Source organism: Niallia alba (genome assembly GCF_012933555.1).
GTDB lineage: Bacteria > Bacillota > Bacilli > Bacillales > Cytobacillaceae > Niallia > Niallia alba.
In genome coordinates this window covers 190,540-211,806 of sequence record NZ_JABBPK010000001.1, presented here as the reverse complement: position 1 = coordinate 211,806, position 21,267 = coordinate 190,540, and the positions used below count along the sequence as shown (strand labels likewise).

22 protein-coding genes are annotated in these 21,267 nt (G+C 34.1%); 11 read left to right on the top strand and 11 right to left on the bottom strand.

The genetic code is table 11. The features are described 5' to 3' along the window. Nucleotides 1–7: 7 nt before the first annotated feature. The 4 genes from HHU08_RS01165 to hsdR all read right to left on the bottom strand — a co-directional run bounded on the left by HHU08_RS01165 (nt 8) and on the right by hsdR (nt 7,378). Nucleotides 8–1,885 carry a KAP family P-loop NTPase fold protein gene (locus HHU08_RS01165; RefSeq protein WP_062686414.1) on the bottom strand — a complete coding sequence of 626 codons (1,878 nt, stop codon included), beginning with the start codon at nt 1,883–1,885 and terminating at the stop codon, nt 8–10. A 337-nt stretch (nt 1,886–2,222) separates the two neighbouring features. After that, the gene (locus HHU08_RS01160; RefSeq protein ID WP_062686415.1) at nt 2,223–3,581 is read right to left on the bottom strand and encodes a restriction endonuclease subunit S; all 1,359 of its coding nucleotides are present in this window, start codon (nt 3,579–3,581) and stop codon (nt 2,223–2,225) included. A gap of 5 nt (nt 3,582–3,586) precedes the next feature. Continuing rightward, nucleotides 3,587–5,008 carry a type I restriction-modification system subunit M gene (locus HHU08_RS01155; RefSeq protein WP_169187615.1) on the bottom strand — a complete coding sequence of 474 codons (1,422 nt, stop codon included), beginning with the start codon at nt 5,006–5,008 and terminating at the stop codon, nt 3,587–3,589. Between the two features lie 21 nt (nt 5,009–5,029). Beyond that, nucleotides 5,030–7,378, bottom strand: coding sequence for an EcoAI/FtnUII family type I restriction enzme subunit R (hsdR, locus tag HHU08_RS25630; protein WP_062686417.1), 2,349 nt, complete (start codon nt 7,376–7,378; stop codon nt 5,030–5,032). 168 nt (nt 7,379–7,546) lie between these two features. Between hsdR and HHU08_RS24885 the strand changes: the two genes are divergently transcribed. The 3 genes from HHU08_RS24885 to HHU08_RS01135 all read left to right on the top strand — a co-directional run bounded on the left by HHU08_RS24885 (nt 7,547) and on the right by HHU08_RS01135 (nt 9,692). Continuing rightward, nucleotides 7,547–8,374: a hypothetical protein gene (locus HHU08_RS24885; protein ID WP_175384185.1), complete on the top strand. Its 828-nt coding sequence runs from the start codon at nt 7,547–7,549 to the stop codon at nt 8,372–8,374. 11 nt (nt 8,375–8,385) lie between these two features. Next, nucleotides 8,386–9,309, top strand: a complete 924-nt coding sequence (locus tag HHU08_RS01140) for a hypothetical protein (protein WP_169187614.1) — start codon at nt 8,386–8,388, stop codon at nt 9,307–9,309. 185 nt (nt 9,310–9,494) lie between these two features. Then, a complete protein-coding gene (locus HHU08_RS01135) occupies nt 9,495–9,692 on the top strand; it encodes a hypothetical protein (RefSeq protein ID WP_062686419.1) in 198 nt (65 codons plus the stop codon). A 25-nt stretch (nt 9,693–9,717) separates the two neighbouring features. On the opposite strand, the gene HHU08_RS01130 is transcribed toward HHU08_RS01135, so the two are convergent. Together HHU08_RS01130 and HHU08_RS01125 are read right to left on the bottom strand one after the other, a co-directional pair. Next, a complete protein-coding gene (locus HHU08_RS01130) occupies nt 9,718–9,999 on the bottom strand; it encodes a hypothetical protein (RefSeq protein ID WP_062686420.1) in 282 nt (93 codons plus the stop codon). A gap of 172 nt (nt 10,000–10,171) precedes the next feature. Next, nucleotides 10,172–10,543: a hypothetical protein gene (locus tag HHU08_RS01125; RefSeq protein ID WP_156413437.1), complete on the bottom strand. Its 372-nt coding sequence runs from the start codon at nt 10,541–10,543 to the stop codon at nt 10,172–10,174. A 233-nt stretch (nt 10,544–10,776) separates the two neighbouring features. Here HHU08_RS01125 and HHU08_RS01120 point away from each other — a divergent pair, with 233 nt between their 5' ends. The 4 genes from HHU08_RS01120 (at nt 10,777) to HHU08_RS01105 (ending at nt 13,604) form a co-directional block, all read left to right on the top strand. Further along, nucleotides 10,777–11,283 (top strand): hypothetical protein, encoded by a 507-nt coding sequence (locus HHU08_RS01120; RefSeq protein WP_062686422.1) that lies wholly within the window; start codon nt 10,777–10,779, stop codon nt 11,281–11,283. Nucleotides 11,284–11,617: 334 nt separating this feature from the next. After that, the gene (locus HHU08_RS01115; RefSeq protein WP_062686423.1) at nt 11,618–11,932 is read left to right on the top strand and encodes a hypothetical protein; all 315 of its coding nucleotides are present in this window, start codon (nt 11,618–11,620) and stop codon (nt 11,930–11,932) included. Nucleotides 11,933–11,937: 5 nt separating this feature from the next. After that, nucleotides 11,938–12,993, top strand: coding sequence for an NERD domain-containing protein (locus HHU08_RS01110; protein WP_062686424.1), 1,056 nt, complete (start codon nt 11,938–11,940; stop codon nt 12,991–12,993). 101 nt (nt 12,994–13,094) lie between these two features. Continuing rightward, on the top strand, nt 13,095–13,604 hold the full coding sequence (locus HHU08_RS01105; protein WP_062686425.1) for a MepB family protein: 510 nt from the start codon (nt 13,095–13,097) through the stop codon (nt 13,602–13,604). Between the two features lie 259 nt (nt 13,605–13,863). Here HHU08_RS01105 and HHU08_RS01100 read toward each other — a convergent pair whose 3' ends face one another. Next, on the bottom strand, nt 13,864–14,469 hold the full coding sequence (locus HHU08_RS01100; protein WP_169187612.1) for a hypothetical protein: 606 nt from the start codon (nt 14,467–14,469) through the stop codon (nt 13,864–13,866). A gap of 227 nt (nt 14,470–14,696) precedes the next feature. Here HHU08_RS01100 and HHU08_RS01095 point away from each other — a divergent pair, with 227 nt between their 5' ends. Next, nucleotides 14,697–16,034, top strand: a complete 1,338-nt coding sequence (locus tag HHU08_RS01095; protein WP_100525934.1) for an ISLre2 family transposase — start codon at nt 14,697–14,699, stop codon at nt 16,032–16,034. A gap of 112 nt (nt 16,035–16,146) precedes the next feature. Here the strand turns inward: HHU08_RS01095 and HHU08_RS01090 are convergent, their stop codons facing one another. The 3 genes from HHU08_RS01090 to HHU08_RS01080 form a co-directional block, all read right to left on the bottom strand. Continuing rightward, a complete protein-coding gene (locus HHU08_RS01090) occupies nt 16,147–16,509 on the bottom strand; it encodes a hypothetical protein (protein ID WP_169187611.1) in 363 nt (120 codons plus the stop codon). A 79-nt stretch (nt 16,510–16,588) separates the two neighbouring features. Beyond that, nucleotides 16,589–17,032, bottom strand: a complete 444-nt coding sequence (locus tag HHU08_RS01085) for a helix-turn-helix domain-containing protein (protein WP_062686427.1) — start codon at nt 17,030–17,032, stop codon at nt 16,589–16,591. Between the two features lie 245 nt (nt 17,033–17,277). Then, on the bottom strand, nt 17,278–18,135 hold the full coding sequence (locus HHU08_RS01080) for a hypothetical protein (protein WP_062686428.1): 858 nt from the start codon (nt 18,133–18,135) through the stop codon (nt 17,278–17,280). Between the two features lie 1,119 nt (nt 18,136–19,254). Here HHU08_RS01080 and HHU08_RS25345 point away from each other — a divergent pair. Both HHU08_RS25345 and HHU08_RS01075 read left to right on the top strand, forming a co-directional pair. Continuing rightward, nucleotides 19,255–19,383 (top strand): hypothetical protein, encoded by a 129-nt coding sequence (locus HHU08_RS25345; protein ID WP_258954103.1) that lies wholly within the window; start codon nt 19,255–19,257, stop codon nt 19,381–19,383. A 140-nt stretch (nt 19,384–19,523) separates the two neighbouring features. Further along, nucleotides 19,524–19,748 (top strand): DUF2188 domain-containing protein, encoded by a 225-nt coding sequence (locus HHU08_RS01075; protein WP_062686429.1) that lies wholly within the window; start codon nt 19,524–19,526, stop codon nt 19,746–19,748. Nucleotides 19,749–19,823: 75 nt separating this feature from the next. Here HHU08_RS01075 and HHU08_RS01070 read toward each other — a convergent pair whose 3' ends face one another. Next, nucleotides 19,824–20,039 (bottom strand): hypothetical protein, encoded by a 216-nt coding sequence (locus HHU08_RS01070; RefSeq protein WP_062686430.1) that lies wholly within the window; start codon nt 20,037–20,039, stop codon nt 19,824–19,826. Nucleotides 20,040–20,266: 227 nt separating this feature from the next. On the opposite strand from HHU08_RS01070, the gene HHU08_RS01065 reads away from it, so the two are divergent. Further along, nucleotides 20,267–20,935, top strand: a complete 669-nt coding sequence (locus HHU08_RS01065; RefSeq protein ID WP_062686431.1) for a GGDEF domain-containing protein — start codon at nt 20,267–20,269, stop codon at nt 20,933–20,935. Nucleotides 20,936–21,267: the final 332 nt, after the last annotated feature.

Below are 21,267 nucleotides of genomic sequence, written 5' to 3'. Positions count from 1 at the left end.
TCCTTTATCACCCTATCTCCCATAGCTTTTTAGACGAGTTTTTTTCGTTAATATAATAATCTTTAAGTTTATCGAATGTTTCTTTATCCATTTGCTTAAATAACAATATTTCATTTGGAGTGATTGAGCCTCTCTTATACTTTTTTAACTCTTCAAGTATTTTTGGCTGATACTGCTGGAACATCTTATAGAGTTCAATCAACACCCATAAATGATTCTTGTCCTGATTATATTTACTAATAATTCCTTTTATAATTTCGCTTCGAGTAACCTCATCCATCACTTTTAGTTCTTCTATCTTTTTCTTTCTAATAATTTCAGAGACAGTTAGATTACATATTTGATTTATTATTTTTCTTTCTTCCTGATTTAAGTTTATAGAGAATAGTTTTTTATCTGAAACGGAATCACGAGCTAAATAGAAATATTGCGACAAATCAACTTCAGATAAATTAGTTGGTTCAACACCAATCCATCTTTTTATTTTGTCTCCAAACCAAGCACCATTTTTCTGTTCTTGACTTGTTTTAGGCTTTTCCTCATCATTTAATCCTTCGTTTAATACTTGATTTTCAATATCTGATAACGGCTTTGGAATTCCATCATTTTCAAACTGCCACTGATACAATTCTCTAAATAAATCCCTATCGGTGTATTCAAGAACCATCAACTTTGCTAAAACTGATAAATTCAGTTCTATTCTTTGTATCTCAGCAAGACGTTTTCTCATATAGAATGTATTTAAAAATCGTTTGGTTTGTCTTGGATTCCCTTTAAGAGTGGCCGCAATTACACTTCCAATACTATTGAATATTTGAATTTGTTCTTCAAAATCCGATTGGCTGTAGCCCTGTTTATACTTGTTTCCATTCGTACTTGTTACACCATTGATTATTTCTACTATCTCTTTCCCGCTTATAATTTCCCCTTTAACAAAAATACCCTTATCTCTTAGCTTATTAATTAATTGGTTTAATACATCTTCACTTAAATACATTTCGCTTATCAAAAGAAGCATATAATTTTTTATATCGGTCTCAGCTAACTCAGCTATTCTGATAGGAAGCTGAACTATTTTTTCAATGTAATCAGTCGATACATCTATATCTACATCATCCAATTGAGGATATTTTCTCTTGATTGAATAGGTGATAATGTTCTCATCCATAGCAATAACAAAAGTAGTCTTTTCGACAGCAAGAAACAGTTTAATAGCTTCAAGTGTTTCGATTATTCTGTCAGGATTACATCTATCTAAATCATCTATCATTATGATTAAATTATCTATCTTAGATGTACGAATTATGTTTACGAAATCCTCTCTGAATTTTCGTACATTTTCAATGATATTTTCTTGTTGCGGAGCGTTGATGTAGTCTTTTTTCATTTGAGATGCCTTGTCCAAATGCTGTCCAATCTCTTCTTCTGAATCAAAATTTTCAGAATTAAAACCTCCGAGAAGCATTGGCAAAGGATTTCCTGCTAATAAACTCAAAGATAAAGGAATGCCTTTTTTTAAGGCTGTACTACCTACCCTTATCCAATCAACCCGTTTAATTAAGTTTTTAATCTTATCAGTTGATTCCTTAAAAAATGTTTGATTTTCTTGGAGACTTTGTAGAATTGCCTCCATTAATGCTGTCTTTGCATCATCATACCCCTCAAACATCCAAGCATTTACTGTAACAACTGCAATTCTTTTTTCTGTTTGATTCATGGTATTCTGTTCAATCAGATGAAGCAAAGTCGATTTTCCACTTCCCCAGTTGCCAAATAATCCAATTGTTAAAGGATTCATTCGTTCACTGGTAGCAATTTCGCAAATTAGGTTAGCATAAGGTTCATAAGCCAACATATCTATTTTTGAAGCGTCATCGGCCCACATTATCTTTCCCCCTATTTATTTATTGACTATGTTAATATTTTACACTATATTTTCTTGCAATGGCTTAATGCTTATAAAAGAAACAAAACATTTGTTCCTACAATTTTATACTAAATAGATTTGCTTTCCAAACAGTATTTAAGATGGCAAAGGAATACAAGTAAGGTTATTAGTCGAAAGTGCCATTGAAAATATTGAGTAAGCTGGAAAGTTAGGAACTGGATTGAATAGGTTATATACTGTAGAACAACAATAAGTTGGATTTTTATAGCAGTTTTTATAAAAATTGATTCATCCACAAAACAATAAAAGAGCCATTATTAGGCTCTTTCGTTGTCTATACCATAATATCTTCTTTTAACAAATCCAGTTGAAATGTTTGTTGAATAACCTTTTGAAATAATAAAGTATTATCATTTCTTGAACTCATTACTTCCTGTTCCAATAACTGTATTACATTCATAAGTTCTTCCACTTTGTTAATTATACGTTCTTGCTCTTCTATTGGCGGTAAAGGGATTAAAAATTTTGCTAACTTTGTCATGCTTAACCCCTCTCTCGAAACACCTACTTGTACATTCATTATTTCCTGTTGAAACAATGGTGAGATAATACATTTATGAATATATTGTCTTATTTTCGGGTCAATCAACCTGATAATTGCAACATGTTGATTGACATTTCCAATATCAAAATCACTTGAAATCAAGCAACTTCTACCAATTGAGCCACCAGTAATGTTAAGTAATATATCATTAGACTCAACTATACTTCCAGCCATACTCGTATTCATTTCTTCAGAGATAAAGGCAATATCATCTGTATTCAATCCTTCATTCCAAACATTTTGGGAACGAATAAACTTTACACCAGACGATACATAATTTTTGTCTCCTCCAAGTGGTGTTTTCCCTGCACCTAACTTACTAACTAATTCCCCTAACCTTACCCATTCCCAATTCTCAGGGATTTTAAAGGGGATTTCATCACATGTAACTTTAGGAAGTGATTTGGGTTTCTTCATTAGCTTGTTTTTTAGAAGTTCTTTTTTTTCTACTTCTATTTCTTTTAATAATTCTAATGCTGGTGTATCATTCTGTTCCTGTTCAACCACTTGACCTTGTACTGCTTGATGCAAAATAGCTCTTCTTAATTCAGCAACCAATTCACTTTGCTCATTAAGTTCCGAATCTATTTTACTTATAATTCCAACAACATTATTTATTTTATTAATAACTACTTTTTGCTGTTGAATATCAGGAAGTGGTATTTCAATCTCTAAAAACTTCTTTTCATTTAATCGTACCCGATTGGTTGTTCCAGAACTTGCTTTAACACATTGTTCAATGAACCAATTTGTTTTACTTAACCAAAACAAATATTCTGGAAGTATAAGGTCTACTTTACAATTAAACGATAGAAAGTCTCCTGTTATTACAGCTCCATTTAATTCATCAGGAATTAAACCAGAAGCTCCATTTCTTGCATCTATTTTAGAAATAATAAATTGGTTTGGCTTTACAATATATCGTTTAGCAGACATGATTTCATGCCCTTTGACTTCATTTCTTAATTGAACACCTTTACCCCAAAGTCGAACTTTTACCTGTTTATATGTTTGATTATCATCAATTGAGATTTGTTCCATATTTCTTTCAATTACTTTTCCAAGTCTTATAAACTTGATACTATTCATCTTTATTACCCCAATATCCTGTTCAATTCTTCTGTAAGGTGATAAATCTTTTGATTCTTTTCCTGAATCTTCGATAGGATTTCTGGAACAGTAAGGTGGGTACTTTCTTCAACTTTGTTTGGGTTTTTTATATCAAGGTTATAACCTTTGAATTTAATTTCTTCAAAAGAAACCTTCCAAGCATACTCATTTTCTTCTCGGTTCTCCCACCACTGTTTTTCTAAATCAAATTCTTCAATTCGGATGGGTTTAGTTTTGGAATAAGATTTTTGACCATCTGGATATGGATGTTCAAAATACCAAACTTCCTTCGTTGGTTCTCCCTTTTTGAAAAACAACAAATTTGTTTTAATACCTGTATATGGAGCAAATACACCGTTTGGCAATCTTACAATCGTATGAAGATTACACTCCTCCAACAGCTTTTCTTTGATACGTGTTTTAACCCCTTCACCGAAGAGAAATCCATCGGGAAGAACAACGGCCGCACGACCATTTTCTTTTAATCTTTCTAAAATGAGTACCATAAATAAATCGGCTGTCTCTTTTGTACGATAGCTTAATGGAAAATTTGCTTGAATACCATCCTCTTCCACCCCACCAAAAGGTGGATTGGATAATACTGCAGAAACCTTATCCTTTGAACTGTAATCTCTTAGTGGTCTTGCCAATGAATTATCCCTATGAATTTTAGGTACTTCTACGTCATGTAAAATCAAATTGGTTACTGCTAACAAGTGTGGCAATGGCTTCTTTTCAATTCCTAAAACCGATTCTTGAATTCCTTTTCGGTCTTCCACTGTTTTCGCTTGTTTTTTCAGGTTCTCTAATGTGCTGGTTAAAAATCCCCCTGTTCCACAGGCAGGGTCTAATACGGTTTCACCTAACTGCGGATTTATCATATCAACCATGAATTGGGTGACTGCTCTCGGTGTATAATACTCGCCACTGTTTCCTGCACTTTGTAAGTCTTTTAAGAATGTTTCATAGAAATCATTAAACAAGTGACGGTCATCTGAGCTATTGAAGTCCATTTCATTTATCTTATTAATAACTTGACGCATTAGCGTACCCGATTTCATATAGTTATAACTATCGGTAAACACTTCTTTTACAATAAAGCCTCTTGTGTTTTCCTCAACATCTGGAAGGTCTTTTAAAGCAGGAAAAAGCTCGTTATTTACGAAGTTTAATAAATCATCACCTGTCATTCCTTCATCATCAGAAGCCCAATTTCTCCAACGGTAGGCTTCTGGAAGTGGGGACTGATAATCATCTTCCATAATTTCTAATTCTATTTCTTTATCATCAAATATCTTAAGAAAAATCATCCACACAATTTGGGCAATACGTTGGGCATCACCATCTACCCCAACATCTTGTCGCATAATATCCTGAATGGATTTGATTATATTTGCAATCGACATTTTGTTCCCCCTCTGCTTCCTCTATGCTGTTGTATAAAGTTGCTGTTGAAGCTCCTGTAAAGCTATTAAATACTGTTTCTTACCGCCAAAGCTCTTCATAATTTCCAACACAGAGCCAAATTCATCGAATGGAGTAAGTTTCAGCACTTCCATACTCTCTATGTTTTCGATTCCTTCGTCAGCGTACTTGTCCAACAATGCTTCCAGAACCGCTCTGGCTTTATCACCGTACTTGGCGAAGTAGTCCTGTTTCTTTACATTCATCGCTCGTTCTTTGCGTGTTAAAGGCTTTCTATCAAACGCTATGTGACAGATTAAATCGAAGGGGTCATACTCTCTCCCCACTTCATCTTGCAGTTCATCCAACAGTATCCCTTGCTCTATCAACTCTTCTATAATAGCATCTTTTCTTTCGGCAGAATTCCACTTTTGCAAAAATACATCCAAAGAAGAATACTCCTTTTTTACTGTGTTCTTTGTATAATCCTTTAGTGATTCAGTTATCAATTGACCATCTTCTGCGTAATATTGCACACGTTCATTGATGACTTGCACCTTTATATTGTGAACATAATATGTCTTTGTTTTCGATTGTTCCGTATCAGTGTCTCCGTTATAACCTGAACCACCATCTGTTTCAGGTGGGAAATCCTCGTTATCTCCCTCTTCATCTGGTGGGGTTGGTGGCTCTCCTTCTTTCGGCTCATAGATTTGAACAGGGTCTCCATCAAAATCTGGGTCTGCAAAGAGATTTGTTACATTTCGGAAGTCCATAATAGTAAAGGAATATTTATTATGTTCTTCATTCACACGAGTACCTCGCCCGATAATCTGCTTAAATTCTGTCATAGAGTTTATGTTAGAATCTAAAACAATCAGCTTACAAGTTTGAGCATCAACTCCAGTTGTCATTAGCTTTGAAGTCACCGCAATGACTGGATAGGTACTTCCAGGATGAATAAAGTTATCAAGTTCTGCCTTCCCTTCGTCATTGTCACCAGTGATTCTCATAACATATTTATGATTTTTGGCTACTAAATCACTGTTTTCATTGGCTATCGCCTGTCGCATCCGTTCAGCGTGATTAATATTAGTACAGAAAATAATCGTTTTTTGATAACGGTCTGTTCGTTTCAAATACTCTGTTACTTTTTTGGCAACAGCAATTGTTCTCTGTTCCAAAATCAAGTTACGGTCAAAATCTTTCACATTATAGATACGGTCTTCAATGACTTCTCCAAATTTATCTGTTTGCCCTTTTGTTGGTCTCCATCCAGTATCTTTATCTAAGATGTAACGAATCACTCGATACGGAGCAAGAAAACCATCGCTAATTCCTTGTTTTAAGCTATATGTGTACAGTGGTTCACCAAAATAATCAATGTTGCTAACATCTTTTGTTTCTTTAGGTGTTGCAGTTAAACCAACTTGTGTAGCAGAAGAAAAATACTCAAGGATTTCTCGCCATGCGGAATCCTCCTTTGCACTCCCACGGTGACACTCGTCAATAATTATTAGGTCGAAGAAGTCTTTAGAAAATTCTTTGTAAATATTTTTCCAATCTTCCGCTCCCGATACCCCTTGATATAAAGCAAGGAAGATTTCATATGATTTATCCACTGTTCGGTTCTTTATCTTAGTCATTTTATCGCCAAAATGCTTAAAATCATTGCTCATGGTTTGGTCTACTAATATGTTTCGGTCTGCAAGGAAAAGAATACGCTTCTTGGTTTTTGACTTCCATAAACGCCAAATTAGTTGAAAAGCAATCATCGTTTTCCCTGTTCCTGTTGCTAACACAAGTAGGATACGGTCTTTCCCCTGTGCAATAGCTTCCACTGCTCGATTGACCGCAATACGTTGATAATATCTTGGCGTTTTCCCACTGGTATCTGTAAAATAATCCTGTGTTACAACTTTTTCTTGCTCCTCTGTAACAATCCCTTTCCAATTCTTATATCTGCTCCAAAGCTCTTCTGGTGTTGGAAACCTTTCTAACTGTATCTCTTGCTCTATTTTTTCCGATTGTCCAGTGCGGTCATGCTGTAAGAAGGCTTGACCATTAGAGCTAAATACAAAGGGAATATCGAGCATTTCTGCGTATTCTAAGGCCTGTTGCATCCCATCTCCAACTGAATGTTCTAAATCTTTAGCTTCAATAATGGCTATTGGTATATTTGGTTTATAATAAAGGATGTAGTCAGCTCTTTTAGATTTCTTTCGGGAATGTACTTTTCCCTTAACAATGATTCTCCCTGCTGTGAAAGTTACTTCTTCTCGAATTTGTTTATGTAAATCCCATCCTGCTTGTTGAATGGCAGGAGTAATATATTTTGTACAAATATCACGTTCACTTAACTTCTTTTTCACTTTTCCTCCCCCTTACCTATTGACAACCGACCTATTAATACCTTTATTTTACCAAATCAAAGCAAGGACTGCTGAGTTATTTTGACTAAAGGCGATGAAAACCATGCAAATATACAGCATTATATGACAGATGGTATATTTAACATAAAAAGACTGGATTGAAGATAAATGGGAAAATATTCACTTAACGAAGAGACATTGAAATTCTTATTACAATTTGAAAATAGTGTGGCTGGTGGAACTGTTTTTACAAATGCTAATTTAGTAGAAAAATTCAAACAATCTACCTTTCATCATAAAGAATTCGATACGTATATCCATACAGCCATAAATAAAGCAATATGGTATGCAATTAAACGGAGTGGTAATTGGGTTATGAAAAGTGGAGTTTATCAAAAGAGAGAAGATTCATCATCTAAAACCGAAACTACTGTTCCAGCGTTTGAAACTGAAATCAGTGTTCCTGTTCTAAATAAAGGGACTTCCTCCTCTGCCTTTAACAGAGAAGAATATATACGACATTTAAGCAAGAACTTGTTTGAGGTGCTGATTTTAAAAAGGGAAATTCCCGATAACTTTTTACGGAAATATCATCTTAGTTCAAAAGGAATTGGTGATGACCTTTATTTTCTAACGGAAAGCTATTTTAGACAAAAAGGGCTTTTTAGAGGAAAACACAGCATGTCCGATTACATTACCCCTAACGCTATGAAAGCCATTGAAACAGGTATTGTTACAAAGAACCTGATTTATGAACATATGATACCGAAAAATCTTTACATAAAACAAATTTCGGAAATTACATTAGCTGGACAATTAACAGAGGAATTTATCTATGACCTTTTGATTAAATATTACTTTGTTTGCACTGTTACAAAAGAGGAAGACGACAAATTGCCATCTATCAAAATGGCTGATGATTGGAATGGGACAAATCCGTTTTACAGATATGAAAAGGCTGGAATTCATTTTATTAGTAATAGAATTGAAAAGTAGGAGTGAATAACATGCGTTCAAGGATTGTACCGAAGGAATCTGTTCCCACTTTAGAATCAGATGGATACGTTACTTATGAAGAAGAGTTGCCATATCCTATTGTTCATTATCCTTCAAGATTTGGGTCATTTTTTGGCTTTCAAGAAAATGAAGACTCACCTGTATGTTATTGCAAATGCCAACAAAAAGGATTAGAAATATACCTTTTGAACGAAGAATTTAATCAGTTTGGAGATATTCCTAAATCATTGCGTTTCGATTTGGGAGAGGCGTTTATAAATACACTCCAATTCAAAGATAATTTATGCCACGTTTGCAATAAAGTAAGCCCAAAATACGGATTTGGAAAAACGTTAAACGGAACAAAGTTCCACTCTATCTATGGCCATTATATAAATAGTTTAGCCTTTGGGCTTGGGATTGGTTCACGAGGGAGAATTTATGCACCAGACCTTTTACCCACTGACATAGTTCCATATCTTATTACACATTCATTTGATGATAAAAGGCTCGATGACCAATCTATAACAGATTTCCTAAGATATTGCGAAGATGTCATACGAATTCGTATAGGCTACTTTGCAATAGGTAAGAAATGGACAACGGAAGTTAAACTTCTTGAAATCATAAGAAAACTATATCCAAATTATACAGTTATTCATCAATACCCACTTGACCATTTAAAAGCTGATATTCTTATTGAAGAATTGAATCTCGTAATTGAATATCAAGGAGAACAGCACTTCAAACCTATTGCTTTTATGGGAGGAGAGGAAGCATTTGAAAATACTAAAGCAAGGGATAAAGAAAAAGTAAATTTATGCGATTACTATAAACTTGGAATAGTTTATTTTGACTACAAAGATGAATTAAATGAGAAGATGGTCAAAGAAAGAATATCATTGTATTTAAGGGGAAGGAGACAATCATTATAGATTTTATTTTTGTTGATGATTGTTTTGCCATTATTCCTATATCAAAAGGCTGGGGTAAATTTTTCCCACTATGAGAAGGCTCACTAATAAACGTTTTAGGTCAATAACACACCTTTTCCAAATCTATAATCTAATAGTTCAACAGAACAGGAGTAATCATTTTACACTGGGAAAGGATGCAGACCATGAAAAAGGTGGAGATAATTCTTACAGAAGCGTTAGAACAGGAAATAGGTGAGATTGTACAGCTAAAATCTTATAGTGATTATGTAGCAAAGGAGGAAGATATTATTTTGAAGGTATTGGAACTTTACACAAGCCGATATAAAAACATGGTCAAAGGCTCAATTAATACAGTTGAAAGGGTAATAAAAAAACAATAGAAGCTCCTCTGTAGGGGCTTCTCGTTTATCCTATTTCGTATTCATTTACATAATCAACTTCACCCTCATACTTCTCTTTTACTTTGCTTAAATCGCCTGTAAATGGCTTTAGTGTAAGCCATACTTGGGTTTGGTAGCATTTAAATTCTGTTAGCCTATACAATTCCTCATTTAGCTTGATGACTCTTTCTTTTCTATACCAGCCCATAAATTCTGGCTTTTCGTCTACTTCTCCTTTAAGGATAGTCCATAAAATATGGTGAAACTCACCTTCATAATTTCTTTCAATTTCAATTATTTTTCCCACTTACATTCCTCCGTTTCTTGCTATTTGATTTAATTTAATAATTTATTAGATTACTCAAATCATATTTATATCGAGTCCGTTTTAACTCCTGCGGAATAAGAATCCCGTTTTTCCTTGTCCAAACTAATGAAAAACTCTTGCGTTCTCCGTCATGATAAAACTGATAAACTGCTTACGCATTCACAAAATACGTTTCATTTACATCTCTAAAATTGAATACAAATCCTGCTTTTACACCATCAATCGTGCTGTATTGATAAAGGGATTCTACCTGATTTAGCTGTAAAGCTCCGAAAGGAATAGATTTACCTTTATGGCTTTTCAGCTCTAATAGATAGAGATTCGGAATCTTGTATAGGATAAAATCGCAGGGGTTTTTCACATTAGCGAATCCTAAACTATCGTCTTTCATTCTGTAAGCAAATACATTTTCTGGGATAGAATCATAAAAGTCTTTTTCAAATGCCTTCCCTGGATTCTTACTACCACTGCCTTTCTTCTTGTTCTCTATTTCTATTACTATAAGACCTCCCTCCTCTCTCATGTTCACTTGTATATGATAGTAATTCAGGAGCAACCTTATAACGCTAATCCTGCCGAACCAAAACATTATTCAATATTGAGCCACTTTGATTCCATAATCACGAGCCACCTTTGCTTTTAGCTCCTTCCAACCTTACAACACCTTGCTCGAAGTAGCTCCTACACAGTGCAGTTATAAAGAAAAAGCAACTCTACTATAATATTAAAAAACCAATAGAGAGGAGCAAAGTACACATGAATAAAGATAGATTTTTTACGATGGATGTAGACAGACGTGCAGAGGAAATAAATAAAATGCTGGTAAACAGCGATTTAAAAGGGGTTGCAGAGGCTTTAGGTCTCGCCTATTCTTCGTTCACGAAAGAAATGCAGAAACAAGATTTCGTCTATATTGCGAGAGAGAATCAGTATTTCAAGTTTATTCGGGACAAGGAATCATTAGGAAATGCGAAACCTTCTGATAAAGCAACCATTGGCTTCCAAGAGGAATTAACCTTTATAAAAGAGAATTTAGAAACCTTGAAGAGCTTAGTATCTACCGTAAACGAAAAACCTACGCTTGTCTTAGATAAAGAAATCTACAATACTAAGGCAAAATACGTGAACAAAAATTTGAAGTTGAATGAAAACATTTATGACAAGTTCTCCAAGTTATGCGAGAACCAGTTCCCACATTTGAAAATTCAAGATTTAATTGCACACAGTTTATTGGAGTTTATTTACACATACCAAGAAACTTAGTAAACGACATTTTTAATGGCACAGATGAAGATACCTGTGCCTTTTTACTTTATTAAAATAAAAATACTTATACATAAGAGTTTGGATATCGTAGTTCTGTATGAAAAGGCTATGAACCATTTCACACTTTTTACGTAATTGCTCTGAATTGTTGCTAAACAAGTGTGATTAATTAAGAACTGTTATGAATTCTTTCGTACTTCTTTCATACCTTGTACGCAAATGTTGAGATATATTTTTGTAACAAACACTATTGAACTGATAAGTTGAAGAAAGTTTTAGAAAACACATGTTATAATATGGCTACAAATGGAATTCGTTCGGAGGTAATTGCATGAACAAATTGCTTGAAACAATTGAGGCCAAATCCGTAAATGGATTGTATCGAATTCATCAATACAATGACGGAAACGCTCTGCCGAAACTTGTCATTTATCAGGTTCTCGATGGACATGAAGTGCCTGTTAAAAATATGTATAAAGAGCTTAAAAGATTAAATGAAGAGTTCTCTTTTGGAATTCAATATGAACCGATAGACCGCATTAAGTTGAATACGAGAGAATTTGGCAGGGAGTTTATCAGACGCTATAAAAGCATACAAAAAGAAATTGGCGTACACTCGGATTTTAGCATAGAAACGGAGGTTTAGATTATATGGAATATAAACAAGTTGGATTTTTTAAAAGAGTTGCTAAAGCTCTAACGGATACCGAAAAGTTAAAAACACCCATTCTTGTGAAGGAAGCAACAGAAAGCAATCAGTTAATTGAACAATCTAAACAGGAAATCGCAAACACAGTAGATGAAAAGCAAAGCAAATCCCTTCACGAAAAAATAAAACTATTAGAACTCGGTTTAAAAGGTGAAAATAGCGTTCTTTTTGAATTACAAAATTCCTTTATGCCTATACATATCCTGCACGATGTTCGTATTGTTCACAATGACTTAAAAGCTCAAATAGATTTTGTTGTTTTAACAAGAAAATTCATTTTATTGATAGAAGTGAAAAATTACTATGGCAACATTTTAGTAAATGAAAAAGACGAATTCATACGACAAGTGTACAAAGGAAACAGGTTAGCATTTCAAGAAGGGTTCTACAGCCCAGTTCGCCAAGTAGAAAGACAGGTTGAAGTTTTTGAGTCATATATGAGGGACATGGGAGCAGTGACACGAACACCAATTAAAAGTGTTGTTGTTTTCACCAATAATCGAACGGTTATCAATACGAAAAAGGCAAGTAAACATGTAAAGGAAAAATTATTACGTGTAGACGGTTTAGTGGCATATATAAAACAAGAACTCGAAAAGTCATCGCCTGTTCGCTTTATGGATAACCGTATGAAAGAAATGAGCGATTATATCAAGGCTACTCATTTTGAATTGATTGATGACGAAACTGACTTAGTAGAAATGAAATTATTAGAGGAAACAATTAGTACACAAAATGAAAACAATGAACGGATAGTATCAGCTCAAGCGAATAATACCGATTTAGAAGAATTATTGAAAAAATTCCGTATGAACAAAGCGACTGAACAAAACGTAAAAGCATTTCACATATTTAGCAATAAAACATTGGAAGAATTGATTCTAAAAAAACCGTGTAGCTTAACCGATTTAAAAACCATTCATGGAATTGGCGAAATGAAAATTAATGCTTTCGGTGAAGAATTGATTGGAATTATAAAAAACCATCGGCAATTATAAGAAGGATAAATTATATTTATGGTAAAATATAGGGAGTAAATTAGGAAGCATTTGCCTAACAAATGGACCATTAATTGTTGAACTTTGAGGAGGGTGGAATAATGGATGATTTTTATACAGCATTAAATTATGTAAATAAAATGATTTACGAGGCAAATGATTTAACGGTGGAGTCGGTTCAAGAAGAAAAACAAAATTCTAAGTATGGTGCTGGTACATTTAAATTATCATCTAAAACAGTTCGATTCAGAGTTGCGAATATAACTCCCACCAAAGTAGGTCAGTTTGTTGCATTTTGGGAAAAGGATGAAAATAATAAAAATCAACCCTATTTATATGAGGAAGCCCCTGATTTATTAGTTATAACTACCTTTAAAAATGAAAATGAGTTTGGTCAATTTATTTTTCCAAAAGAAGTTCTTTTAAAACAGAATATTCTTAGGTCTACTTCAACAAAGGGAAAAATGGCAATAAGAGTTTATCCTACCTGGGATAGTCCGAGTAGTAAACAAGCGATGAAAACTCAAGAATGGCAATTACCCTATTTTGTTGATATGTGTAATCCGAATAAATTACAATTAGAAAAAATAATAGAACTGTATTCTTTTTAATCCTCTGCAATTGGGTGCGTTTCTGCAATAAGCAGAAATAGATAGAATTTTTCAGGCTTGGGTATGGAATATACTTAATACTTCTTATAGTAGTCGAATAAAGGAAAATTACATAGTACAGATGATGTTAATATCAATATTTGACTAATGGGGTGCGTTAATTCAATACGACCACCATTCTGATGGTCATTTTTTATATCTTTAGAAAACAACCTATTAAGAAAGGCACTGGATAACCCAATGCCTTGTTCCTGCTTATTTACAGACTATATTCAAATTCTTCCCACATATCAAGTCTCTCCTCCTCACCATAAAGAACATCATTACTGAATGCCAAGATAAATTTCTCAGCAACATCTACTAACCTATCAACTGTTTCTCTTACACTCCTTCCTCTTGATTTAAAGGAGTAAGTTATGGTGTGTTTATCATCCAAAAATTTTAGCTCCTCCCCAATTAATTCTTTTGCCTTCTCTTCTCTCTCCTTTATTTTGTAATAGATTGGTGGACTAAACTCTCTAAATCTTAACTCTACGAACGCACGATAACGCATATCCTCTACTGTTAGCATAAGCGACACACCAGATTTTCCGAATCCACATGGGATAATCCTCATATTATCAAGATTGGATTTCTGCCTTTGGAATGATAAAAAATATGGAATCCTTTCTCTTAATTGCAGTAAGAGATAGTTGTTTACATCCTCTCTATTAGTAAAATCCCAATCAATCTTTTCCCTATATTTCTTGTTCCCCTTAATTGGTCGAATAATGCTCATTTCCTTTTGTAATTGGATGGGATTAGAGACTTCATTGAGGATATGAAGGTTTTCATAGACTTTCAACTTATGTGTTCCACTATTCAATAAGTCAATTCCCTTAAATAATTCAGGATTAATCGTTACAAAGTATGAGTAAAATGTTTGTGGGAGAATAAATATCCTTTTTGTCTAGTTGGGGGACGAGTCCCCCAACTAGACAAAAAGGCCACCAAGCGAAAGCGCGGTAGCTGGAAAAAATTAAGTATTAAAAAAGAGAGCTTCCTTTTGTAAAGTAGAGTTTGACTAGAATACTACGAAAAGGAGAGGCTCTCATGAATCAATGTAACACAAAAATGCCATCATTAAAAGAATTGGAAAAAACTTTATTTCGAACACTACAAATGACCTTTCAAGAAATCCTTGTTCAAACATTAGAAAATTGGGATCTAGAGATTGCTCAGCAACGAGACAAAAGAAGATTTGCTTTACGAGATAAACGAGAAATACGAGTAGATACAGCGTTTGGAGCAGTGGAGCTGAAGCGTAATTATTATTTCGATCGTGTAACCAAAAAATATATTTGTCTGTTAGATCATTATTTACAGTTTCAAGGGAATAAAGGGTTTAGTCCACTATTAGAAGAATGGGGGCTAGAATTAGCGACAAATGGTTCCTCCTATCGAAAGGCGGTGGAAACGTTCGAACAATTTTTAGGCTATTCGGCGATGAGCCACGAAGCATTACGGCAACATCTTCTTCATACAAGCGTACTTCCCGCTAAGGAAAAACGTCCTTTTCAAAAGGTGTTGTTTGTCGAAGTAGATGGATTATATGTGAAGAGTCAAGAAAAGAAAAAGCGTGGATGGGAGTTGAAATTCGCCGCTGTACATGAGGGATGGAAAGAAAACGGAAAGCGAGTCAGGCTCCGAAATAAAAGGCATTTTCTCTATGAAGAAAAAGAACCCTTTTGGGAAGCTTTTGAAACATTCTTACAGAATCATTATGCGTATGATCCAACCCAAACCTTGCTTATTATTAATGGCGATGGAGCAGGCTGGATAACGGCATGTCGGGAGTATTTTCGGGAACGCGCCTTTTTCACCATGGACCGTTTTCATGTCGCTCGTTCGATGAAGCAACTAATGAAGAGCCATCCTCGATACCGCTACATGAAAAGAGCGTTAAAAAACTACCAGGTAGAAACATTACTTCTAGAGTTGAATAGCGCAGTAGGAACAATGGATACACCAGAAGAAGAAGAAAAACTAGCGCATTTCCTCGGCTTTTTAACGCATCATCAGGAAACCATAAAAGATTACCGTAGTTGGTTACAGGAGAAAGGCGTGGACACGACAGCGTATCGTCCAATGGGAAGTGCAGAAGCAATGATGAATCAATTAGCCAAACGATTAAAAAATGGAAGAGCATGGAGCAAAAAAGGCGTCATGAGCATGGCACGTTTGTGGATTGGGTTGAAGGATGATCTATCTATCCAAACGATATATGGAAAATGGGAAAAAGCCACGGAAAAATCAAAGAAAGAGCATCGACCGAAAAGAAAAATACCCACAAAATTAGTAACAGAAACCGTGCGTCAGAACATGCCATACTTAAATCAAGCGATTGGAAAACCCGTTCACTTTGCCTTACAGGGATTAAAAGGTTTTTAAAAAATGAGAGAATCAACAGTTGGAAGAACAAAACCAATTGGAAAGCGGATACAAACTTAGAGGTTTTACTTTATAAAAAAGGGAGCTAAAAAAACTCCCACAAAAACTTGACTCAATCCGTTACAAAGTAAAGGTTGACTTTTTTGCTCGAATTCAATATTTTATCTCTCAACTGCTTTACGTATTTATCCTTAAACCCTACCGCTTGATAAATAATAATCCCTTTATCAATAGCCTCTATCAGCTTAAGAAGTCGGTATTGGTGAGAATAATCCGATTTCAACAACACATTCTCTACAAAGACCTCTACTCCTAAATCCTGTTCTATCCCATACATATCAATTTTCAACCCTGCAAATTTTGTTTCTAATTCTAATCCTGCTAATTTCAAGTTCAATTCCTTTTCTAAAATTTGAGGATTTTCAAATTGCGAAAGTGTAAATATGAATTCGCGCTCACTTGAATTTTTAGACATTTTTCTCTAACCTCCAAAAAATATAGAAAAAGAGAACCAGTAAAAAATACATAGTTCTCTTTCCTCGCCTGTTTGATGATTATTTTATAGACCTTAAAAATGTATCAACTCTGTTTAAAATCTCCACAGAATCCAAATGTTTACTATGTTCTTCCCATTCACAATCAAGTAATGCCTCTATTAATCCTAATAAATCCTCCCTTGTTTCCATAGTCGGAAGTTTCCCTTTTATAAGATATTCTTGATTAACCATAACTTCTTGAATACTTTTTAAAGGAAGCTCACCCTCGCTTGGTTCAATATCAATCAAATCAGTAATATCTACTTTTAGTGCCTTTGCCAAATTTTTGATTATGGGATAGGTAGGCGCTTTTTTCTTCCCACGCTCTAAAGAATTTACGTAGCCTGGGTCAATTTTCGCCATCATTCCCAATTCTTTACAGGTATAACCTCTGAGACCTCTATAATATTTTAATTGTTGAGCAAATGTTCTTGGCATCTCTCGTACTTCTCTACTACTCATAAAAACTCATTCCTCCTGGTTTATCTGTCTAATCCGAATTGATAGATTAGAACATCCTGTTTTTATAGGTTTCTTAATAGAACCCTTGTTTGTATTAACCTTATATTATAGATAGGAAAGTTTGATTTATAACTGATAGAAAAGGAGTCGCACATAGTTCGGCATGTTGACACAAAAAGACACCTTACCACTGCGAGGCAAAGTGTCTATCTCTACTTAATATTGTCTATTCTTAAAAATGCTTTTCACTCGTTGATTCGGTATTCTTCCAAATACTCATTTTCAGTATAAATTCTCAAAATATCAGAAACTCGTACATAAGCATCATTTTTCAAATAAGAATAACAATCGTCTATACTATTGTAAAAAAGGTCATTGTTTATTCTTCTTAATGATTGATTTATAAGCCATTTTATTTTCCTTATATTAATTTCACTTTCATCCAAATAATTGATTTCATTCTTATCAATATCAAAATTCCAATCAGCGAATTGTGAGAGTGTTGCCTTATATTTTATGACATAACAAGATATATCATTCATCCAGTCATATTCTATATTTGGCACTCTTAAAAGTTCAGCCAAATTATATAGAAACTCAGGTCTCCTTCTAATCCCTCCGCCATATTTAAGCACATTGTCAGAATGAAAGAATGAATTTAGTTGGAAGTCCTTATACAATTTGTAGATAATCCAATCAATCGGTTCACTTATGCCATTATAATCTTTGCTTATATCAAAGAGCTTATCTTGAAATTGAATTTGTTTCTTTTCAATTTCAATGCGAACTCCGTAATTCCTTAAATAAGCCCTTAAGGGCGTATCCTTTATGATGGCTTGTTGCAAATTTAAAAGTCCATACTTCTTTAAGGATGAACAATTATCCTTATCCGTAGTTACGTGCAATGAAGTTATATAAATCTCAAAATCCAACAGAGAATGTTCACTTAATCCTAACAAACTTAAAAAACCCTCTGCATCATAATCATCCTTATGACTTGCACAGTATTTCGTAATTTGTCGTTCATCCACACCCAATAATTTGCTAATTGAGCCAATTGTATCTGGAAGTGTAGTCATGTCATAAATAATTTGCTCCCCCATAAGACCTCTCCAAATTAAGATTTTATATATAATTAGCATAGCACAGAACTATAGAATTTCATCAAAATTCCAATCTTTTGCTGTTTCCTCCCTTTCCCCTCTTTCCCTTATCAAGTTCAGACTCACTTTAGATTTGTTCTTCAGAAACCCAGCCCTTCTATGTAGTCGCAAAACATAAACGGTAACTCCCCCATTCTCACAAACCCTTGCCATTCCTGCCTTTCTCCGATTTCCCAATTTCTGTAGGCAAATAAAAACGGTAAATATTTTCTGTCTCTTTTCCCCCATTTTTTGACAGAAATCAGGGTTTTTAGGAAAACATAAATGGTAAATCAGTTCACAGGAATTAGGAGGTTAGGGATGGGGGATTCCTGCTTTTTCTCCTGCCTTTTTTCGCTCTTTTCTTCCTGTTTTCTTTCTCCTTTTCCTCTCTTAAATCCTGTTTTATTGGGCTTTTTATCAAACGTTTGATTAACTCTGATTCACGTACCAACGGTACGTTTTTCCTGCTTATTAGAAACAAAAAACACGAGGAAAACTGGATGGAGAGTCCAATTTTCACTCGTGCTATTTACCGTTTATGTTTAACCATTTTACAAGTTGTTTTGCTGTTTACCGTTTATGATTTGCGATAACACCTGGTTTATCTGTCTAATCCGAATTGATAGATTAGAACATCCTGTTTTAATAGCTTCAAATTTAGAAACCTGTTTTATTAAAGCTACTGTATTATAAGCAGTTGCCCCAAATATATAACTGCATAATCGGAGGAGAAGACGTTCAACAAGAAATTCAATCAAAGGAAAAACAAAGATGATAGAATATGAAAAATGCTTGGCAAAGAATGTGTTCCGTAATGAATCAACTATGGCAAATGAAGAAATTAAGGGAAATTTGTTAAAAATCTATCATTTACTTAAATAATCAGACTTTTTCTCACACATTCTAAACTTTTCACATTTGACAAATAAAAAAACACCTACCAAAAACACAATATATAGTGTTATTTACTATTGAATAAATACTATATATTGATTAAGTTGGAATATAGTGCTATAATTCAATATTGTGAGGAGGCAAAAAATAAGCATTAGATTACACGTATGAGGAGGTGACTATATGGTACGAGTACGAATCAATACATCCCAAGTTAATAGAGCCATTAGGGATTTAAATAGAGAAGTAGATAAGCAAGTAAAAAGAGAAGTGCAGAAGCTCGAACGAGAATTAAAGAGAAAGCTAAAATAAAAAAGCCCTTATTTGTTTTGCAGAACAAATAAGAGCCATTGATTTATATATCCACGTTTATATTACAACAAAATTCATTTTCATAAAAGAGGACTTACGTTCGCCTCCCTCACCATAACAAATAATGAGGTGATGTTTAAATGGGTAAAAATCAGCATGTTACCCCACATTCTGGCGGTGGATTTCAAGTAAAAGGTGCAGGAAATTCAAGAGCAACAAAAGTATTTGATACTCAACGTGAAGCGATTTCATTTGCAAGAGATATTGCAAAAAACCAGCAATCTGAACTGTTCATTCATAACAGAACAGGACAAATTAGAGAAAGAAACAGTTACGGAAACGACCCTTATCCACCAAGAGGATAATTGAAATGAAATCCTTAAGAATTCAATAACCGCTTTACTGCTACAACAGGGGGGAATATCATTCCTCCTGTTTCTTTATGTATTTTTATAGTTATTTGATTTAGTAAGGAATTGTTTAAGCTCTTCTTCACTTATAAATTCTATATCAATCCACTTTTTCTTACAATAATCCCATAACGCCCTAACTTTTATTCTTGGGTCATTAGGATTTCGAGGAATTGCAAATACTCCGTTAGGGAAGGCATCATCGAACGCTTCCATCTCCTTAATCAATTTATCATTAGCTTTCATTTTCCTCACCCACTTTTATATCTATACTACCAGATTTCGCAGGGACTTTAACATCAATTCCCTTTCCTCTATTCACCATATTTCTAAAGAAAAATCAAAATAACAAGGAAACTGGAGGAATACTCCAATTTCTATCTTAGAAGAAACTTCATATTGCTATAACATTTGTACATAAACACATGATAATATATAAATAGAACTATTAGACTGTAAAAAGGTGACTAACTATGAAATATACTGGCAGGATTTTTGGAAGTTTAGGCTTGTTTTTATTACACTCAGTTTATATTTTCTACTATTTTTTTCGGGATGGAGAAGTAGAACCGCTTGATTTATATTCATATCCACTCTTAATTTGGATTGGGTATTGGGGTGGTAAGCAGTTTGATAAAGTTAGATTTTATTCAGAAAAAGATGAACTGACTGGTATTTACAATAGAAGGTTTGTGATGAACACTTATGAAAAGATTACTTCTATAGCAGAACGTACAAATAGTAAACTATATGTTTTAGTAATAGATTGCGATAATTTCAAAGCTATCAATGACACTTACGGACATCATAATGGCGATATGGTCTTAATCAAGATTAGTGAAACACTTGTTGATTCAACAAGAAAAAGTGATATTGTTGCTCGATGGGGCGGTGATGAATTTTTGGTTATTGGTCTTTGCAATGAAGAGGCTGATTTGCAAACTATTCTCCAAAGGCTGGAAGAGCACCTGAAAAACCTCGCTTATCAAATAAACCTGCCTATAAAGGCTTCAATCGGTTCGGCTATATATCCAAACCATAGTAAAGATTTGTTTGAGTTAATAAAGATAGCTGATGACAAGATGTATAACAGCAAGGAAACAAAGAGCACATTAAAAATTACAAAATTACAATCGCAATAGTGTTAGCGTAAAAACTGAAAAATAAATGTTCGAGCATCATATCCGATGCTCTATTTTTATGTTTATTTATTTCATTCGCAACAATTACTGAAGGATGACCAGGCATTTGACCTGATTTTCCTTTAGTCTTAACCATACTTTTTTGTCTAATTATCCATCCTTCCCCCTTTTTCCCTACTGAGTTCAGAATCACTTTAGATTTTATTTCAAATAAACCCTGCCTTCTATGTAGTTGTAAAAAAGAAACCTTCCCTCCCCCCTTCTCTCAAACCCTTGTCATTCCTGCCTTTCTCCGATTTTCCCATTTTCTGTAGGCAAATGAGTTGTTCCCC

What these genes read in the sequence shown, in the direction of transcription:
- HHU08_RS01110 (WP_062686424.1), top strand. Translation starts at nt 11,938, where the DNA reads ATGGAATATAAACAAGTTGGATTTTTTAAAAGAGTTGCTAAAGCTCTA.
- HHU08_RS01135 (WP_062686419.1), top strand. Translation starts at nt 9,495, where the DNA reads ATGAAAAAGGTGGAGATAATTCTTACAGAAGCGTTAGAACAGGAAATA.
- HHU08_RS01120 (WP_062686422.1), top strand. Translation starts at nt 10,777, where the DNA reads ATGAATAAAGATAGATTTTTTACGATGGATGTAGACAGACGTGCAGAG.
- HHU08_RS01105 (WP_062686425.1), top strand. Translation starts at nt 13,095, where the DNA reads ATGGATGATTTTTATACAGCATTAAATTATGTAAATAAAATGATTTAC.
- HHU08_RS01140 (WP_169187614.1), top strand. Translation starts at nt 8,386, where the DNA reads ATGCGTTCAAGGATTGTACCGAAGGAATCTGTTCCCACTTTAGAATCA.
- HHU08_RS01095 (WP_100525934.1), top strand. Translation starts at nt 14,697, where the DNA reads ATGAATCAATGTAACACAAAAATGCCATCATTAAAAGAATTGGAAAAA.
- HHU08_RS01090 (WP_169187611.1), bottom strand. Translation starts at nt 16,509, where the DNA reads ATGTCTAAAAATTCAAGTGAGCGCGAATTCATATTTACACTTTCGCAA.
- HHU08_RS01075 (WP_062686429.1), top strand. Translation starts at nt 19,524, where the DNA reads ATGGGTAAAAATCAGCATGTTACCCCACATTCTGGCGGTGGATTTCAA.
- HHU08_RS01125 (WP_156413437.1), bottom strand. Translation starts at nt 10,543, where the DNA reads ATGAGAGAGGAGGGAGGTCTTATAGTAATAGAAATAGAGAACAAGAAG.
- HHU08_RS01165 (WP_062686414.1), bottom strand. Translation starts at nt 1,885, where the DNA reads ATGTGGGCCGATGACGCTTCAAAAATAGATATGTTGGCTTATGAACCT.
- HHU08_RS01065 (WP_062686431.1), top strand. Translation starts at nt 20,267, where the DNA reads ATGAAATATACTGGCAGGATTTTTGGAAGTTTAGGCTTGTTTTTATTA.
- HHU08_RS01115 (WP_062686423.1), top strand. Translation starts at nt 11,618, where the DNA reads ATGAACAAATTGCTTGAAACAATTGAGGCCAAATCCGTAAATGGATTG.
- HHU08_RS01080 (WP_062686428.1), bottom strand. Translation starts at nt 18,135, where the DNA reads ATGGGGGAGCAAATTATTTATGACATGACTACACTTCCAGATACAATT.
- HHU08_RS01085 (WP_062686427.1), bottom strand. Translation starts at nt 17,032, where the DNA reads ATGAGTAGTAGAGAAGTACGAGAGATGCCAAGAACATTTGCTCAACAA.
- HHU08_RS25345 (WP_258954103.1), top strand. Translation starts at nt 19,255, where the DNA reads ATGGTACGAGTACGAATCAATACATCCCAAGTTAATAGAGCCATTAGG.
- HHU08_RS01160 (WP_062686415.1), bottom strand. Translation starts at nt 3,581, where the DNA reads ATGAATAGTATCAAGTTTATAAGACTTGGAAAAGTAATTGAAAGAAAT.
- HHU08_RS01070 (WP_062686430.1), bottom strand. Translation starts at nt 20,039, where the DNA reads ATGAAAGCTAATGATAAATTGATTAAGGAGATGGAAGCGTTCGATGAT.
- HHU08_RS24885 (WP_175384185.1), top strand. Translation starts at nt 7,547, where the DNA reads ATGGGAAAATATTCACTTAACGAAGAGACATTGAAATTCTTATTACAA.
- HHU08_RS01155 (WP_169187615.1), bottom strand. Translation starts at nt 5,008, where the DNA reads ATGTCGATTGCAAATATAATCAAATCCATTCAGGATATTATGCGACAA.